General features: G+C 71.4%; 14 protein-coding genes. 3 read left to right on the forward strand and 11 right to left on the reverse strand.

Annotation, left to right across the window (positions count from 1 at the left end; all coding sequences use genetic code 11):
* Positions 1 to 105: 105 nt before the first annotated feature.
* The 7 genes from ACIGXJ_RS23035 to pgsA form a co-directional block, all read right to left on the reverse strand.
* Positions 106 to 858, reverse strand: a complete 753-nt coding sequence (locus ACIGXJ_RS23035; protein ID WP_399648425.1) for a YebC/PmpR family DNA-binding transcriptional regulator — start codon at positions 856 to 858, stop codon at positions 106 to 108.
* Between the two features lie 48 nt (positions 859 to 906).
* Entirely contained in the window at positions 907 to 1,515 is a 609-nt protein-coding gene (pdxT, locus tag ACIGXJ_RS23040) for a pyridoxal 5'-phosphate synthase glutaminase subunit PdxT (protein WP_399648428.1), read from the reverse strand.
* A 24-nt stretch (positions 1,516 to 1,539) separates the two neighbouring features.
* On the reverse strand, positions 1,540 to 2,445 hold the full coding sequence (pdxS, locus tag ACIGXJ_RS23045) for a pyridoxal 5'-phosphate synthase lyase subunit PdxS (protein ID WP_399648430.1): 906 nt from the start codon (positions 2,443 to 2,445) through the stop codon (positions 1,540 to 1,542).
* Positions 2,446 to 2,741: 296 nt separating this feature from the next.
* Positions 2,742 to 3,284 (reverse strand): hypothetical protein, encoded by a 543-nt coding sequence (locus ACIGXJ_RS23050; RefSeq protein WP_399648433.1) that lies wholly within the window; start codon positions 3,282 to 3,284, stop codon positions 2,742 to 2,744.
* Between the two features lie 98 nt (positions 3,285 to 3,382).
* Positions 3,383 to 4,555 carry a glycosyltransferase family 4 protein gene (locus tag ACIGXJ_RS23055; RefSeq protein WP_399648435.1) on the reverse strand — a complete coding sequence of 391 codons (1,173 nt, stop codon included), beginning with the start codon at positions 4,553 to 4,555 and terminating at the stop codon, positions 3,383 to 3,385.
* Positions 4,552 to 5,475: a phosphatidylinositol mannoside acyltransferase gene (locus ACIGXJ_RS23060; protein ID WP_399648437.1), complete on the reverse strand. Its 924-nt coding sequence runs from the start codon at positions 5,473 to 5,475 to the stop codon at positions 4,552 to 4,554. Before ACIGXJ_RS23060 ends, ACIGXJ_RS23055 begins: the two co-directional genes overlap by 4 nt.
* A complete protein-coding gene (gene pgsA / locus ACIGXJ_RS23065; RefSeq protein WP_399649085.1) occupies positions 5,472 to 6,224 on the reverse strand; it encodes a phosphatidylinositol phosphate synthase in 753 nt (250 codons plus the stop codon). The genes ACIGXJ_RS23060 and pgsA overlap by 4 nt, the downstream gene beginning before the upstream one ends.
* A gap of 244 nt (positions 6,225 to 6,468) precedes the next feature.
* On the opposite strand from pgsA, the gene ACIGXJ_RS23070 reads away from it, so the two are divergent.
* The gene (locus tag ACIGXJ_RS23070) at positions 6,469 to 8,667 is read left to right on the forward strand and encodes an elongation factor G-like protein EF-G2 (RefSeq protein ID WP_399649087.1); all 2,199 of its coding nucleotides are present in this window, start codon (positions 6,469 to 6,471) and stop codon (positions 8,665 to 8,667) included.
* A gap of 205 nt (positions 8,668 to 8,872) precedes the next feature.
* Entirely contained in the window at positions 8,873 to 10,534 is a 1,662-nt protein-coding gene (locus tag ACIGXJ_RS23075) for a hypothetical protein (RefSeq protein WP_399648440.1), read from the forward strand.
* 4 nt (positions 10,535 to 10,538) lie between these two features.
* On the opposite strand, the gene ACIGXJ_RS23080 is transcribed toward ACIGXJ_RS23075, so the two are convergent.
* Entirely contained in the window at positions 10,539 to 11,096 is a 558-nt protein-coding gene (locus tag ACIGXJ_RS23080; protein ID WP_399648443.1) for an HIT family protein, read from the reverse strand.
* Between the two features lie 67 nt (positions 11,097 to 11,163).
* Between ACIGXJ_RS23080 and ACIGXJ_RS23085 the strand changes: the two genes are divergently transcribed.
* On the forward strand, positions 11,164 to 11,802 hold the full coding sequence (locus tag ACIGXJ_RS23085) for a potassium channel family protein (RefSeq protein ID WP_399648445.1): 639 nt from the start codon (positions 11,164 to 11,166) through the stop codon (positions 11,800 to 11,802).
* A gap of 24 nt (positions 11,803 to 11,826) precedes the next feature.
* Here ACIGXJ_RS23085 and thrS read toward each other — a convergent pair whose 3' ends face one another.
* The 3 genes from thrS to ACIGXJ_RS23100 all read right to left on the reverse strand — a co-directional run bounded on the left by thrS (position 11,827) and on the right by ACIGXJ_RS23100 (position 15,660).
* Positions 11,827 to 13,803 (reverse strand): threonine--tRNA ligase, encoded by a 1,977-nt coding sequence (gene thrS / locus ACIGXJ_RS23090; RefSeq protein ID WP_399648447.1) that lies wholly within the window; start codon positions 13,801 to 13,803, stop codon positions 11,827 to 11,829.
* Between the two features lie 91 nt (positions 13,804 to 13,894).
* Complete coding sequence (locus tag ACIGXJ_RS23095; protein ID WP_399648449.1) at positions 13,895 to 15,097, reverse strand: hypothetical protein; 1,203 nt, start codon at positions 15,095 to 15,097, stop codon at positions 13,895 to 13,897.
* Positions 15,094 to 15,660 (reverse strand): DUF4365 domain-containing protein, encoded by a 567-nt coding sequence (locus ACIGXJ_RS23100; protein ID WP_399648451.1) that lies wholly within the window; start codon positions 15,658 to 15,660, stop codon positions 15,094 to 15,096. The genes ACIGXJ_RS23095 and ACIGXJ_RS23100 overlap by 4 nt, the downstream gene beginning before the upstream one ends.
* Between the last annotated feature and the right edge of the window lie 134 nt (positions 15,661 to 15,794).

Consider the following 15,794-nt stretch of genomic DNA (forward strand, 5'->3'; position numbering starts at 1 on the left):
TGTTTGTGCAGGCTATCGGGTGCCACCGACAACGGCGGAAATACGGCGGCGGGCCGGTGGGTGTGTCCCACCGGCCCGCCGGAATCCGTACCGCTCGCGGCAGCGTTACGCGTCGACCTTCTCCATGACCTCGTCACTGACGTCGAAGTTGGCGTAGACGTTCTGCACGTCGTCGCTGTCCTCGAGCGCGTCGATCAGCTTGAAGATCTTCTTGGCGCCCTCCTCGTCCAGCTCGACCTGCATGGTCGGGACGAAGTTGGCGTCGGCCGAGTCGTAGTCGATGCCGGCGTCCTGGAGGGCGGTGCGGACCGCGACCAGGTCGGTGGCCTCGCTGATGACCTCGAAGTTCTCGCCGAGGTCGTTGACCTCCTCGGCGCCCGCGTCGAGGACCGCGCCGAGGACGTCGTCCTCGGTCAGCTCACCCTTGGGGACGATGATGACGCCCTTGCGGTTGAAGAGGTAGGACACCGAGCCCGGGTCGGCCATCGAGCCGCCGTTGCGGGTCATGGCGACACGGACCTCGGAGGCCGCGCGGTTGCGGTTGTCGGTGAGGCACTCGATGAGCACCGCGACGCCGTTGGGGCCGTAGCCCTCGTACATGATCGTCTCGTAGTCGGCGCCGCCGGCCTCGAGACCGCCGCCGCGCTTGATCGCGGAGTCGATGTTCTTGTTGGGAACCGACTGCTTCTTGGCCTTCTGGACGGCGTCGTAGAGCGTCGGGTTGCCCTCGAGGTCCACGCCGCCCATGCGCGCCGCGACCTCGATGTTCTTGATCAGCTTCGCGAAGAGCTTGCCGCGCTTGGCGTCGATGACGGCCTTCTTGTGCTTCGTCGTGGCCCATTTAGAGTGGCCGGACATCTGCCTGTCTCCTTCGCGTAACCCATCTCTGTAACGACGCCAGAGATCCTACAAGGACTCGGCCGCCCGGTCTGCGCGCACCATGTCGACGAAGAGGGCGTGCACGCGGTGGTCGCCCGTCAGTTCCGGGTGGAACGACGTGGCCAGCGCGTTGCCCTGGCGGACCGCGACGATGTGGCCGTCGTGCTCGGCGAGCACCTCGGCGCGGGCGCCGACGGACTCCACCCAGGGGGCGCGGATGAAGACGCCCTCCACAGGATCGCCCGGGACGCCCTTGACGTCGACCGCGGCCTCGAAGGACTCGTTCTGCCGGCCGAAGGCGTTGCGGCGCACGATCATGTCGATGCCGCCGATGGTCTCCTGGCCCGAGCGCGGGTCGAGGATCTTGTCGGCGAGCATGATCAGGCCGGCGCAGGTGCCGTAGACGGGCATGCCCGCCTGCACGCGCGCGCGGAGGGGTTCCATCAGGCCGAAGAGGACGGCCAGCTTGGAGATGGTGGTGGACTCGCCGCCGGGGATGACGAGGGCGTCCACCTCGGCGAGCTCTTCGGGGCGCCTCACCGGCCTGGCCACGGCGTCCGCCGCGGCCAGGGCGATGAGGTGCTCCCGTACGTCGCCCTGGAGCGCCAGGACGCCGATGACGGGTGCGTCAGTCATGTACGTGCAGTCCTTGAGGGGTGCTTACCAGCCGCGGTTGGCGTAGCGCTCGGCCTCGGGGAGGGTGTCGCAGTTGATGCCGACCATGGCCTCACCGAGGTTGCGGGACGCGTCGGCGATGATCTTCGGGTCGTCGTAGAAGGTGGTGGCCTTCACGATGGCGGCGGCGCGCTTGGCCGGGTCGCCGGACTTGAAGATGCCGGAGCCGACGAAGACGCCCTCGGCGCCGAGCTGGCGCATCAGGGCGGCGTCGGCCGGGGTGGCCACGCCACCGGCGGAGAACAGCACGACCGGGAGCTTGCCGAGCTCGGCGACCTCCTTGACGAGCTCGTAGGGGGCGCGCAGCTCCTTGGCGGCGGCGTAGAGCTCGTTGTTGTCGTAGCCGCGCAGGCGGGCGATCTCGTTCTTGATCTGGCGCAGGTGGCGGACGGCCTCGACGACGTTGCCGGTGCCGGCCTCGCCCTTGGAGCGGATCATGGCCGCGCCCTCGGCGATGCGGCGCAGGGCCTCGCCGAGGTTGGTGGCGCCGCAGACGAAGGGGGTCGTGAAGGCCCACTTGTCGGAGTGGTTGACCTCGTCGGCCGGGGTGAGGACCTCCGACTCGTCGATGTAGTCGACGCCGAGGGACTGCAGGACCTGGGCCTCGACGAAGTGGCCGATGCGCGACTTGGCCATCACCGGGATGGAGACGGCGTCGATGATGCCCTCGATCATGTCCGGGTCGGACATACGGGCCACGCCGCCGTCCTTGCGGATGTCGGCCGGGACGCGCTCGAGGGCCATGACGGCGACGGCGCCCGCGTCCTCCGCGATCTTCGCCTGCTCCGGCGTGACGACGTCCATGATGACGCCGCCCTTGAGCTGCTCGGCCATGCCGCGCTTCACGCGGGCGGTGCCGGTGGCGGGAGCCTGGTTCTCGGTGATGGACACGGGTTGACCTCACAGAAGTGTGAAAAGAGGGTTTCTGCATCACCGAGGAAACGTGAACGGGCCAGGCCACAGCAAGGGCCAATGAGAACCCGGTGGATCGTTTTTGCGCCAGGGAGAGGCGGCAGGCCGGAAACCATCGCCGCTCGGGGCCCGGAAACCATCGCGGCGCGGGGCCCGGAGACCACCCCGGGCCGGGACCCGGAAACCACCCCGGCTCGCGTCCCGGAAACCACCCCGGCTCGGGCCCCGGAGACCACCCCGGGCCGGGACCCGGAGACCACCCGGCCCGGACCCGCTCAGGCCGCCCGGTCCGCCAGCGCCGCCGGAGGCTCGTCGTCCATCTCGAAAGCCATCGGGAACGGGGCGTGCCCGGCCAGCCGGAACCAGCGGACCTTGCGGTGCTCCCGCAGTCGGCGGGCCGCGCCGACGGCGTCGTTGTGGAAGCGGCGGGCCATCGGCACGCGCCGTACGGCCTCGGTGAGCTCGCGGGCGGCCCCCTCCCCCCCGGGCGCCTCCCGCACCGCCTCCACCTGCGCCGCCTCCGCGAACACGGCCCGCAGCGCCTGGCTCAGCTCGCTCTCGGCGACCTCCCGCTGCTCCTCCTCGGCCTGCCGGGCGGCATGCGCCGCCTCGTACAGCACGATCGACGCGGCGGGGTCCAGCACACCCGAGGTCGCCAGCTCCTGTGTCACGGACGCCCTGCGCAGCAACTGCGCGTCCAGCGCGGCGCGCGCGGCGTCGATGCGGGCGTGCAGCCGGTCCAGCCGGCCCGCCGTCCAGCTCAGGTACAGGCCGATGGCCACAAGGGCGACGAGGATCCAGATGAGGGTTGCGGTCACGGGCGCACAGACTACGCGCCGCGGATCACGGGGCGGGCCCCGACCGGGGGACCCGCCGCTCCCCGCGCGGGCCCGCCCGGCGGGCGCCGGCGCCGGTGTCAGTCTCTGGCCAGGCCCAGCCGGGCCCGCAGGCCCGTCCCCGGCTCGCGGTCGTCCGCGGCGGCCACCGCGGCCGCGCCCGCCGTGACCGTCTCGTAGACCGACAGGATGTCGGCGCCGACGGTGGACCAGTCGAAGCGGCGGACGTGGGCGCTGCCCCGTTCGCGGAGTTCGGTGCGGCGGCCGGGGTCGCCGAGGAGGCGGACCGCGGCGGCGGCGAGGGCGTCGGCGTCCTCGTTGGCGAAGAGCTCGCCGGCCGCGCCCTGGTCCAGGACCTGGGTGAAGGCGTCGAGGTCGGAGGCGAGGACGGGGGCGCCCGCGGACAGTGCCTCGACCAGGATGATGCCGAAGCTCTCCCCGCCGGTGTTCGGGGCGACGTAGACGTCGACGCTGCGCAGCAGCCGCGCCTTGTCCTCGTCGCTGACCATGCCGAGGAACTCCACGCGTGAGTGCAGCTCCCGGGGCAGGTCGGCCACCGCGGCCTGCTCGTCACCGCGGCCGGCGACCAGCAGCCGTGCCTTGGGGTAGGCGGCGAAGATCTTCGGCAGGGCCCGCATCAGCACCGGCAGGCCCTTGCGGGGCTCGTCGATGCGGCCGATGAAGCCGATGGTCTCGCCCTGCCAGTCGGGGTTGGGCTCGGCCCCGGCGAAGAAGTCGACGTCGACGCCGTTGGGGATGACGACCGCGTCCCCGCCCAGGTGCTCCACCAGGGTGCGGCGGGCGTACTCGCTGACCGCGATGCGCGCGCTGATCTTCTCCAGCGCGGCCTGCAGGATCGAGTACGCGGCGATCATCGCCTTGGAGCGCGGGTTGGACGTGTGGAACGTGGCGACCATGGGTCCCTGCGCGGCCCAGCAGGTCAGCAGGCCCAGCGACGGCGACGTCGGCTCATGGATGTGCACCACGTCGAACGCGCCGTCGTGCAGCCAGCGGCGCACCCGCGCGGCCGACAGGAAGCCGAAGTTCAGCCGGGCCACCGAGCCGTTGTACGGCACCGGGACCGCGCGGCCCGCGGAGACGACGTACGGCGGCAGCGGGGTGTCCTCGTCGGCCGGGGCGAGGACGGACACCTCGTGGCCGAGGCGAATGAAGTACTCGGCGAGGTCGCGGATGTGGAACTGGACGCCGCCGGGCACGTCCCAGGAGTACGGGCAGACGATGCCGATCCTCACGCGCGCCGCTCCTTCGACGGGGCGGGCGACGGCTCGAGGTCGGCGAGCCACAGCCGTTGCAGCATGTGCCAGTCCTCCGGGTGCTTGGAGATGCCCCTGGCGAACACGTCGGCCAGGGCCTGTGTCATGACAGACGTCTTCTCGGCGCGCGTACCTGACTCGGGCACCTCGACCGGCGGATGGACCCGGCCCCGCATGACGGGCGAGTCGTCGTACCAGAGCGTCACCGGCAGCAGCAGGGCGCCGGTCTGCTGGGCGAGCAGGGCGGGTCCGGCGGGCATCCGGGCCGTCTCGCCGAAGAACTCCACCTCCACGCCGGAGGCCGACAGGTCGCGGTCGGCGACCAGGCAGACCAGGCCACCGTCGCGCAACCTGCGGGCCAGCGTGCCGAAGGCGGAGCCGCCGCTGTGCGGCAGGACCTCCATGCCGAGGCCCTCGCGGTAGGCGACGAAGCGGTCGTACAGCGTCTCGGGCTTGAGGCGCTCGGCGACCGTGGTGAACGGGGTCTCCAGCTCGGTGGTGACCCAGGCGCCGGCCAGGTCCCAGTTCGCCAGGTGCGGCAGCGCCAGGACGACACCCCTGCCGGAGGCGAGGCCGTCGGTCAGGTGGTGCAGGTCCTTGGGGTCGAAGCCGTTCCTGACCCGCTCGGCACTCCACGCGGGCAGCCGGAAGGACTCCATCCAGTAGCGCAGATACGAGCGCATGCCCGCGCGGGACAGCTCGGCCAGCCGCTCGGGGCTCGCGTCGGGCAGCACGCGCGCGTAGTTGCTCTCCAGCCGCCGCACGCCCTTGCCGCGCTTCTTCCAGGCGAGGTCGGCGACGGTACGGCCCAGGCGTACGGCGGCCGGCTCGGGCAGCTTCTTGACCGTGCTCCAGCCTGCTCCGTACAGCGCGTCCGTCAGACGCTCCTGAACCCTCACTTCGCCGCCTCACTGCTCTGCGCGTCGCCCTGGCCGGCCTGCGAGACCTGCGAAGCCTCCGCCGCCTCGGCCTCGGCGGACTCGCGACGCACGGTCACCACCCGCTGGATCAGCGTGACCAGGCTGCCCACGGCGACCAGCCACAGCGCGATCGGCAGCAGCACGTCGATGCCCGGCACACCGAACCCGTGCAGGCCCGCGAGCCCTGCCGCGACCAGCGAGATCACCAGCCGCTCGGCCCGCTCGACCAGGCCGTTGACCGCCACCGGCAGGCCGATCGACTCACCGCGCGCCTTGGTGTACGACACCACCTGCCCGCTCGCCAGGCAGAAGATCGACACCGCGCACAGGATGTTGTCGTCGCCGCTGCCGGCGTACCAGAGGGCGAACCCGCCGAAGACGGCGCCGTCCGCGACCCGGTCCAGCGTGGAGTCCAGGAAGGCGCCCCAGCGGCTGGAGCGGCCGAGCTGGCGGGCCATGTTGCCGTCGACGAGGTCGGAGAACACGAACAGCGTGATGACGATCGTGCCCCAGAAGAACTCGCCCCGGGGGAAGAAGACCAGTGCGCCCGCGACCACACCGGCGGTGCCGATCAGCGTCACCGTGTCGGGGCTGACGCCCCTGCGGATCAGAAACGCGGCGAACGGCGTGAGGACACGCGTGAAGAATGCACGCGCGTACTTGTTCAGCATGGCCTTCCCGAGGGTCGGTGTCGCCGCGCGGCCCCTGCTGGCCACCGGCTGGCCCATCGTAGCCACGCGCGCGTGCCGCCGGCCGCCGGGCACCCGCAGCCGTCCAGCCGATCCGGGCGAACGGGACCGCAGCCGGCGGCGGGCGGCCGGTTCCCTCCGTTCGTATGGACGCACCGTGACGGTGGTGCAAAGCTCGAAAGAACCGCGGGCGTCACCGGAGCCGCCCTGGGGGTGCCCCCTCTGGGGGAGGTTCCGCGTGCCCGCGCCCACAGAGACCTCACCGTGCACGGGAGGCAAGGCCATGGGCGACAAGGCGAACGCACACCCCGGGGCCGCCGGCAGGGCAGTGGCGGCCGACCAACCCGCGTCCGTACGGAATGTGGTGCTGGTCGGCCACTCCGGAGCGGGCAAGACGACTTTGGTGGAGGCCCTCGCGCTGACCGCGGGGGCGGTCAACCGGGCGGGCCGCGTGGAGGACGGCGGCACCGTCTCCGACTACGACGACATCGAGCACCGTCAGCAGCGCTCGGTGCAGCTCTCCCTGGTGCCCGTCGAATGGGACGGCATCAAGATCAACATCCTCGACACCCCCGGATACGCCGACTTCGTCGGAGAACTGCGGGCCGGTCTGCGCGCGGCGGACGCGGCCCTCTTCGTCGTCTCGGCGTCGGACGGCGTGGACGGCTCCACCCGCATGGTGTGGGAGGAGTGCGCGGCCGTCGGCATGCCACGGGCCATCGTCGTCACGCACCTGGAGGCCGCGCGGGCCGACTTCGAGGAGATGACCCGGATCTGCGCGGACGCCTTCGGCGGGGACGACCCGGACGCGGTGCTGCCGCTGTACCTGCCGCTGCACGGACCCCAGGCACCCGACGGGCACGCTCCCGTGACCGGCCTGATCGGACTGCTGTCGCAGACCCTCTTCGACTACTCCACCGGCCGGCGCGAGGAGTCCCAGCCGGGCGAGGACCAGCTGCCGCTCATCGAGGAGGCCCGCAACCGGCTGATCGAGGGGATCATCGCCGAGAGCGAGGACGAGACCCTCATGGACCGCTACGTCGGCGGCGAGCCCATCGACGTCAAGACGCTGATCCAGGACCTGGAACGGGCCGTCGCGCGGGGCACGTTCTTCCCCGTCCTGGCCGCCGCCCCCGCGGCCGAGGGCGCCAAGCAGGGCCTCGGCACCGTCGAACTCCTGGAGCTGATCACCCGCGGCTTCCCCACCCCGCTGGAGCGGGAGGCGCCCGCGGTCACCACACCCGACGGCAAACCCCGCGACCTGGCCCTCTGCGACCCCTCAGGTCCCCTGGTCGCCGAGGTCGTCAAGACCGCCTCCGACCCCTACGTCGGCCGGATCTCGCTGGTCCGCGTCTTCTCCGGCACCCTGCACCCCGACGAGACCGTCCACGTCTCCGGGCACGGCCTCGCCGACCGCGGGCACGAGGACCACGACGTCGACGAGCGCATCGGCGCCCTGTCCACACCGTTCGGCAAACAACAGCGCCCCGTCACCCACGCCGTCGCCGGCGACCTGGTCTGCGTGGCGAAACTGAGCCGCGCCGAGACCGGCGACACCCTCTCCGCCAAGGACGACCCGCTGCTGATGGAGCCCTGGCGGATGCCCGACCCGCTGCTGCCGCTCGCCATCCAGGCGCACAGCAAGGCCGACGAGGACAAGCTCTCCCAGGGCCTTTCCCGGCTCGCCGCCGAGGACCCCACCATGCGCCTGGAGCAGAACCAGGACACCCACCAGGTCGTCCTGTGGTGCCTGGGCGAGGCGCATGCCGACGTCGCGCTGGAACGGCTGCGCAGCCGCTACGGCGTCCAGGTCGACGTCGTACCGCACAAGGTGTCGCTGCGGGAGACGTTCGCGGCGAAGTCGGCCGGGCGCGGACGCCATGTGAAGCAGTCCGGCGGACACGGCCAGTACGCCATCTGCGAGATCGAGGTCGAGCCCCTGCCGAACGGCTCCGGCATCGAGTTCGTCGACAAGGTCGTCGGCGGCGCCGTGCCCCGGCAGTTCATCCCCTCCGTCGAGAAGGGCGTGCGCGCCCAGGCCGCCAAGGGCGTCGCCGCCGGGCATCCGCTCGTCGACGTGCGGATCACGCTGCTCGACGGCAAGGCGCACTCGGTGGACTCCTCCGACGCCGCCTTCCAGACCGCCGGCGCGCTCGCGCTCAGGGAGGCCGCGGCCGACGCCAGGATCCATCTGCTGGAACCGGTCGCCGAGGTCAGCGTGCTCGTCGGCGACGAGTACGTGGGCGCCGTGATGAGCGACCTGTCCGGCCGGCGCGGCCGGGTCCTCGGCACCGAGCAGACCAGCGGCGGCCGCACCCTCGTCAAGGCCGAGGTGCCCGAGATCGAGATCGGCCGGTACGCGGTCGACCTGCGCTCCCTCTCCCACGGCACGGCCCGCTTCGACCGCTCCTACGCCCGGCACGAACCCATGCCGCAGCAGGTCGCAGAACGGCTGCGCCAACAGGAGGCGAAGGCCTCCTAGTCGACACGGTCCGCCGCCAAGTGCCCTGGCGGCACGACCGATTTCACCGGCACGGACCGCACTCCCCCGGATCGGCGGACGGCTTTCGGCCGTCCGCCGACGCGATGTCGGTACCTGCGGATACGCTGATGACCTGATCAACAGGTGTGCGGGGCAGTGAAGTCGGGAAGGCCGCAGAGGGCAACACAGCGGCGAGGGGGCGGGAATGACCGTTGACAGCGGTTACGCGGACATCTTCGGACCACAGGTGCCGCGCACGGGCGACGAGGGGCAGACGGCGACCTTCGCGCTGGCCTCCGCGGCCTACCGGGACGGCCCGATGGAGGAGATCAAGAAGGCCGACAACGACTGGCACCAGACGACGGTCAACGAAGGCCGCTCCTGGGCCAAGATCTTCCGCCCCAACCTCGGCGAGGCGTTCTCCCGCGCGGTCGTCGACCGCATGCTGGGCAGCGGCCGCAAGCCGCTGATCCAGTCCTTCGGCACCGAACCCCAGGTCGTCGTCGAACACTGCCTGGCCGCCAACCGCATCCGCCGCGAGCGGGACAACAAACTCACCGCCGTCAGCGTGGTCTGCGGACTGCTCTTCCTGCCCGGCTTCCTGGTGTGGCTGCTGGTCTTCCAGCTGCGCGCCACCGTCGACAGACGCGACGACAAGCGCGCCTCCGCGCTCGCCACCACCCTGCTCGTCGCCGTCGGCGCCCTCGCCGTGATCTTCCTGCTCCGGATGCCGTTCACCGGATTCTGGGGCTGGTACGCCCGCGCGGCCGTCGTGGTGCCCGTCCTCGGCTGGTTCGGCGCCCGCCGGATCTGCGAGTCGACCGCGCGCGACCTGCGCGAGCGCTGGGCGGGCCTGCTGTCCGGCAGCAGCGTCGGCGCCAAGGTCCCCGAGGCCGTCCCCAGCAGCCCCGGCGAGACCGCCGCCGAGCAGCTCCGCCAGTCCCTGGCCCGCCTCAGCGCCGAGCAGCAGTCCAACTCCGTCTTCTACGCCGGCCCCAAGGGCGTCCTCGGCATGGGCACCCGCTGGGGCGCCTGGCAGCTCGCCGAGGAACTGGTCCCCGCCGACGCCGACCGGGAGATCCACCCCTTCCGCAGCTGGGACGTGATCCGCGCGATCCACGACCAGCTGCGCATGCTGGAACGCGGCCCGCTCAACACCGGAGGCTTCCCCACCCCGTCGATACGCCACTGGATCGTCACCCCCGTCGGGGAGAACGCCAAGGCCGTCTCCCGGCCCGAGGGCACGGACGTGGAGGCCTACCAGGTCAAGCCGCACGCCATACAGGAGATCTGCAACCGCCAGCAGTTCGGCGCCGGCGACCGCCACTACCTGGGCGTGCAGTGGACCCTGTGGGACGGCCAGCTGGTCATCACCATGCTGATCACCGTCACCGTGCTGCACGCCACCCTGCGCATCGAGGTCACCGGCCACGCCCTCGGACCGGTCAACCCGCTGTTCATGGCCAAGCCGGAGGCCCCCACCAAGCAGGTCACCAAGCAGTTCAAGCCGTGGGAGAGCCGTACGGTCAATCTCCCCCTGGTCACCACCAACGAGGTCGTACGGCTCGCCGTCCGCGCCCCGCTCACCTGGTACCCGCCGCTGCTGAACTGGCTCGGCGGCTCCATATCCCTGCCCGAGCCCTTCGGCCTGCGGCACGCCTGGGCCGACCAGCCCTGGCGCCACCGCTTCATGGCCGACGACGCCCTGCGCGCGGCGACCCCGGTCCTGCGCGTGGTGCACTCGGCCGCGATCAAGGTGCTGGAGGAGAACGGCGTGGACACCGAGAAGTTCGGTGCCCGCTCGGCCTTCCTCAGCGGCAACGTCCAGGACCCCACCCCGAGGAAGGCCGACCTCTACGACGCGTAGCGGCTCACGCCGGCCAGGCGTCCGCCAGCATCTTCCGTGTGTCGGCCAGCAGCTGTGGCAGCACCTTGGTGTGACCGACGACCGGCATGAAGTTGGTGTCGCCGCCCCAGCGCGGGACGATGTGCTGGTGCAGATGGGCGGCGATACCGGCGCCCGCGACGGTGCCCTGGTTCATGCCGATGTTGAAGCCGTGCGCGCCGGACGCGGTCCGCAGGGCCGTCATCGCCTGCTTGGTCAGCTCCCCCAGCTCCGCCGTCTCCGCCTCGGTGAGGTCGGTGTAGTCGGCGACATGACGGTAGGGCACGGTCATCAGATGGCCGCCGTTGTACGGGTACAGGTTCAGCACCGCGTACACCTGCGCACCCCGCTTGACGATCAGCCCGTCCTCGTCCGACTTGGCCGGGATCGAGCAGAAGGGACAGCCGTCGTCGGCCCCGGGGCCGGTCGGCTTGTTCTCACCCTGGATGTACGCCATCCGATGGGGCGTCCACAGGCGCTGGAACGCGTCCTGCGTCCCCACTCCGATCTGCTGCTCCGGCTCACTCGTCATGTTGTGCAGCATATGGCTTCGCCCGTTCGTGGCGTGTCGCCGGGGCGCGCGAGACGCCCTCCCCGGCCAAGCTGAGGCCGTGGACGACTCCCCGCCCCAGACCACCTGGGAACAGCGCACCGAGGTGCCGCTCGCCGTGGCGTCCCTCGCCTTCCTCGCCTCGTACGCCGTCCAGGTCCTCGCCCCCCACGGCGTGCTGCCCGTCACCGTGATGTGCGGGGCGTGGGCGCTGTTCGCCCTGGACTACGCCGTCCGCTGGCGGCTCAGCGGCCAGGGCCCCGGCTTCGTACGGCGGCAGTGGCTGGACACCCTGGTGGTAGTGCTGCCGCTGCTGCGCCCGCTGCGGATCGTCCGGCTCTACGAGGCGGTCCAGCGCCGGCACGGACATCCCCGGCTGCCGCTGCACGCGCGGGTGATCACGTACGCCGGGATCTCGACGGGCCTGCTCGGGTTCGCGGGTGCCCTCGCCGTGTACCAGCAGGAGCGCGGGGCGCCGGGTGCGAGCATGCGCACCTTCGGGGACGCCGTCTGGTGGACCTGCTCGACGCTCGCCACCGTCGGCTACGGCGACATCGCCCCGGTCACCCCGGTGGGCCGGCTGATCGCCGTCGGCATGATGGCCTGCGGGCTGGCGCTGCTGGGCGCGGTGACGGGGTCGTTCTCGTCCTGGCTGATCCAGGTGTTCTCACGACAGGACGACGAAAGGCCCCCGGGATGATCCCCGGGGGCCCTCGGCGAGGGGTCAGACCTGCGCCCGCTCCTCGACGACCTTCGCGATCTTCGCGATGGCCTCGTCGAAGGGGATGCCGTTCTCCTGGGAGCCGTCGCGGTAGCGGAAGGACACCGAGTTGTTCGACATGTCCTCGTCGCCCGCGATGACCATGAAGGGCACCTTCTGCTTCTGGGCGTTGCGGATCTTCTTCTGCATACGGTCCGAGGAGGAGTCCACCTCGACCCGCAGGCCCTTCTTCTTCGCCTCGGCGGCGAACTTCTCCAGGTACTCCACGTGCGCGTCACCGATCGGGATGCCGATCGCCTGCACCGGGGCGAGCCACGCCGGGAAGGCACCCGCGTAGTGCTCCAGAAGGACGGCGAAGAAGCGCTCGATGGAGCCGAACAGCGCGCGGTGGATCATGACCGGGCGCTGCTTGGAGCCGTCGGGGCCGGTGTACTCCAGGTCGAACCGCTCGGGCAGGTTGAAGTCGAGCTGGATGGTCGACATCTGCCAGGTGCGGCCGATGGCGTCCTTGGCCTGGACGGAGATCTTCGGGCCGTAGAAGGCGGCGCCGCCCGGGTCCGGGACCAGGGGCAGGCCCTGCTTCTCGGCGACCTCGCGCAGCGTCTCGGTCGCTTCCTCCCAGACCTCGTCGGAGCCGACGAACTTCTCCGGGTCCTTGGTCGACAGCTCGAGGTAGAAGTCGGTCAGGCCGTAGTCGCGCAGCAGGCCGAGGACGAAGGTGAGCGTCTTGTCGAGCTCCTCCGACATCTGCTCGCGGGTGCAGTAGATGTGCGCGTCGTCCTGCGTGAAGCCGCGCGCACGGGTCAGGCCGTGCACGACACCCGACTTCTCGTACCGGTACACCGTCCCGAACTCGAACAGGCGCAGCGGCAGTTCACGGTACGAACGCCCGCGCGCGTCGAAGATCAGGTTGTGCATCGGGCAGTTCATGGGCTTGAGGTAGTAGTCCACGCCCTCGTCGAGCTGCATGGGCGGGTACATGCCGTCGGCGTACCAGTCCAGGTGCCCGGACGTCTCGAAGAGCTTCCCCTTCGTGGCGTGCGGGGTGTAGACGAACTCGTAGCCCTCTTCCTCGTGGCGGCGCCGCGAGTAGTCCTCCATGACCCGTCGGACGATGCCGCCCTTGGGGTGGAAGACGGCGAGGCCGGAGCCGATCTGCTCCGGGATGGAGAACAGGTCCAGCTCGTTGCCCAGCTTGCGGTGGTCGCGCTTCTCGGCCTCGGCGAGGAAGTCGAGGTAGGCCTTCAGCTCGTCCTTCGACGGCCAGGCGGTGCCGTAGATGCGCTGGAGCATCGGGTTCTTCTCGCTGCCGCGCCAGTAGGCGGCGGCGTTGCGCATCAGCTTGAACGCCGGGATGAGCCGGGTGGAGGGCAGGTGCGGACCACGGCAGAGGTCCTTCCAGCACAGCTCGCCGGTCTTGGCGTCCAGGTTGTCGTAGATCGTCAGCTCGCCGGCGCCGACCTCGACGTCCGCGCCGTCGTCGCTGGAGGCGGCGCCCTTGAGGCCGATCAGCTCCAGCTTGTACGGCTCGTCCGCGAGCTCCTCGCGGGCGGCCTCGTCGGTGACCACGCGGCGGGCGAACTTCTGCCCGCGCTTCTGGATCTCCTGCATCTTCTTCTCGATGGCCTTGAGATCCTCGGGCGTGAACGGCTTCTCGACGTCGAAGTCGTAGTAGAAGCCGTCCTTGACGGGCGGGCCGATGCCCAGCTTGGCCTCGGGGAACAGCTCCTGCACGGCCTGCGCCATGACGTGCGCGGTGGAGTGGCGCAGGATGTTGAGGCCGTCCTCGGAGGAGATCTCGACGCCCTCGACGGTCTCGCCGTCCTGCAGGACGTACGTGAGGTCCTTCAGCTCACCGGCCACGCGCGCGGCGATGATCGAGCGCTCGCCGGCGAAGAGGTCGGCGGCCGTAGTGCCCGTCGTCACCACGCGCTCTTCCCGCTCGGAATCGCGTTGGATGATCACACGGACGTCTGACACCGGTCTCTCCTGACTGAAGGGGGGTGCGGCGCCATACCGGAGCGCACGCATTGGATGCGATCGTACCGACCCCGCACCCCTGACCGCGAAATCATTCCCCGCCGCAGGCCTCCTCCAGGAAGTCCAGGTTCTCCTGCATGGACTTCAGCAGCCGGTCCCGCTCCTCCTCGTCGACCTGCACGGGCACGACCCCCGAGGCGCCGGTCAGCCGCCGGAAGCCGCCCCTGCTCTCCAGGCGCCCCTGCAGCCGCACCGGCAGCCCCACGAGGTGGGCGTGCCCGGCGATGCGGTAGTCCTCCTCGTCGAGGACGACCCGGACGTGCGGGATCTCGGCGCCTGCCAGGACGCGCAGCCGGACGCTGCCGGCGCCGCGCGGGCCCGATCTGCGCATGCGGACGACGGCTCCGGTGAGGCGTACGGGCTCGGAGGGCTCGGCGCGCAGATAGCGGGTGCCGGCCTCGCGCAGGGCGGGCAGGTCGCCTGGCGAGAACTCGACGGGTTCGCAGGAGCAGCCGTCGGGGACGCCTGCGCCGGGCGCCCAGGCGACGGCGATGCGGGCGCCCTCGCTGCCCCGGACCAGGGCGATCAGCGCCTCGGTCAGCTCGCGGCTGACGCCGGCCTCGATCGCACCGTCGAAGGCGTCCATGCCGCCGGTGGCGCGCTGGTAGTCGATGGCCTCGCGGGCGGCGTACAGCGCCTGGTGGAGGCGGACGGCGAGGGGGCGGCCGGGGGTGACGGGCACGAAGGCGGTGAGGTGGTCCCCGTCGGCGGCCGCGCCGACGAGGACGCCGTCGAGCAGTGCGGTGGCGGCCCGCCGGTGCCGGGCGCCGTGGTAGCCGGCGCGGGCGCGGGTGGCGAGGGCTCCGGCTAGCAGCGTCTGGCGGGCGGCGGCCCGGAGCGTCTCCTCGGCCGTCCAGGTCCGGGGGCCGTCGGGCAGGTCGCGCCACCAGCGGATCTCGTCGCTGGGCACGCTCAGCGCGAGGAGCACCTCGCGGGCGGAGGGGGTGGCGCTGCGGGCGAGGGCGTCGAGGGCCTCGCCGAGCAGGTCGTCGCTGTCGGGGAAGGCGTGGCTCTCGGGCACGAGCAGGCTGGTGCCGGCGCCGGCGGGGCCGGGCGGGGTCCAGCGGCCGTAGCGTCCGGCGGCTCCGCCGCGCCGCCGCCAGCCGTGCCGGCGCAGCAGGGCGCCGAGGACGGCCGGGTCGATGTCGCCGGGGCTCGGCGGGCGGTTCCACGGCATGTCCTCGGGGTGCGGTCGCACCGGCCGCAGAGGTTCGCCGAACGGGCGGTGGGTCATGGTCTGCCTCCCGTCCCGACCCGCGTCATGATCTCGCACAGCGCCCGGTCGTCGAAGATCCGCGCGGTGGGGACGCGCACGGTGGTGCGGTGCCGGCCGGTGATCGGGTGGCCGGCGAGGTTGACCCAGTAGCAGCAGTGCCTGAGGTCGAGCCGGTCGTGGCTGGCGCGCAGCCAGTCGTCCTGGGACCGGGGCACGAGCATCACCACCAGGATCTTGTGCACGGAGACCGGGGTGCGGGCGAGCTTGCGCAGGTGTGCGTTGTCGAGGGTGAAGGAGAAGGAGCGGCCCGGGGGGTTGGGCGCGATCTGGTAGGTCGCCTTGAGCTGGACCTTGATGGTGACCTCGTCGTCGACCGTGTGGCCGGGGGCGCTGTGGCTGACGTGCCAGTCGATGCCGTTGTCCGGGAAGGGCTGGGACAGCGAGCAGCCGGCGGCCGCCGCGACGGCGTGCAGATAGCCCACCTGCAGTGTCTCCATGCAGGCGGTGGTGGCGAGTGTGCCGCGAGTCGGTCCCGTGCGGTCGGGCAGCAGCCCGCCCCGCTCGGGCTGCGCTACCGCCATGACCGAGAGCCCTCCAGGCAAGGTGTTTTCCCCGTGCGGGCCGCTGAACTGCAAAGACCCGTACTCCTGTTGTCTCCTCCCGGCGTAGTGCGCAAACAGCCCGGGTATCACCAAACGGGCAGAAGACGGTGCGT

Source organism: Streptomyces sp. NPDC053367, assembly GCF_044545925.1.
GTDB lineage: Bacteria > Actinomycetota > Actinomycetes > Streptomycetales > Streptomycetaceae > Streptomyces.

Excerpts from the sequence above, each read along its gene's own strand:
- ACIGXJ_RS23035 (WP_399648425.1), bottom strand. The coding sequence starts at position 858 with ATGTCCGGCCACTCTAAATGGGCCACGACGAAGCACAAGAAGGCCGTC.
- pdxT (WP_399648428.1), bottom strand. The coding sequence starts at position 1,515 with ATGACTGACGCACCCGTCATCGGCGTCCTGGCGCTCCAGGGCGACGTA.
- pgsA (WP_399649085.1), bottom strand. The coding sequence starts at position 6,224 with ATGGGCCAGCCGGTGGCCAGCAGGGGCCGCGCGGCGACACCGACCCTC.
- ACIGXJ_RS23070 (WP_399649087.1), top strand. The coding sequence starts at position 6,469 with ATGGGCGACAAGGCGAACGCACACCCCGGGGCCGCCGGCAGGGCAGTG.
- ACIGXJ_RS23075 (WP_399648440.1), top strand. The coding sequence starts at position 8,873 with ATGACCGTTGACAGCGGTTACGCGGACATCTTCGGACCACAGGTGCCG.
- ACIGXJ_RS23080 (WP_399648443.1), bottom strand. The coding sequence starts at position 11,096 with ATGCTGCACAACATGACGAGTGAGCCGGAGCAGCAGATCGGAGTGGGG.
- ACIGXJ_RS23095 (WP_399648449.1), bottom strand. The coding sequence starts at position 15,097 with ATGACCCACCGCCCGTTCGGCGAACCTCTGCGGCCGGTGCGACCGCAC.
- ACIGXJ_RS23100 (WP_399648451.1), bottom strand. The coding sequence starts at position 15,660 with ATGGCGGTAGCGCAGCCCGAGCGGGGCGGGCTGCTGCCCGACCGCACG.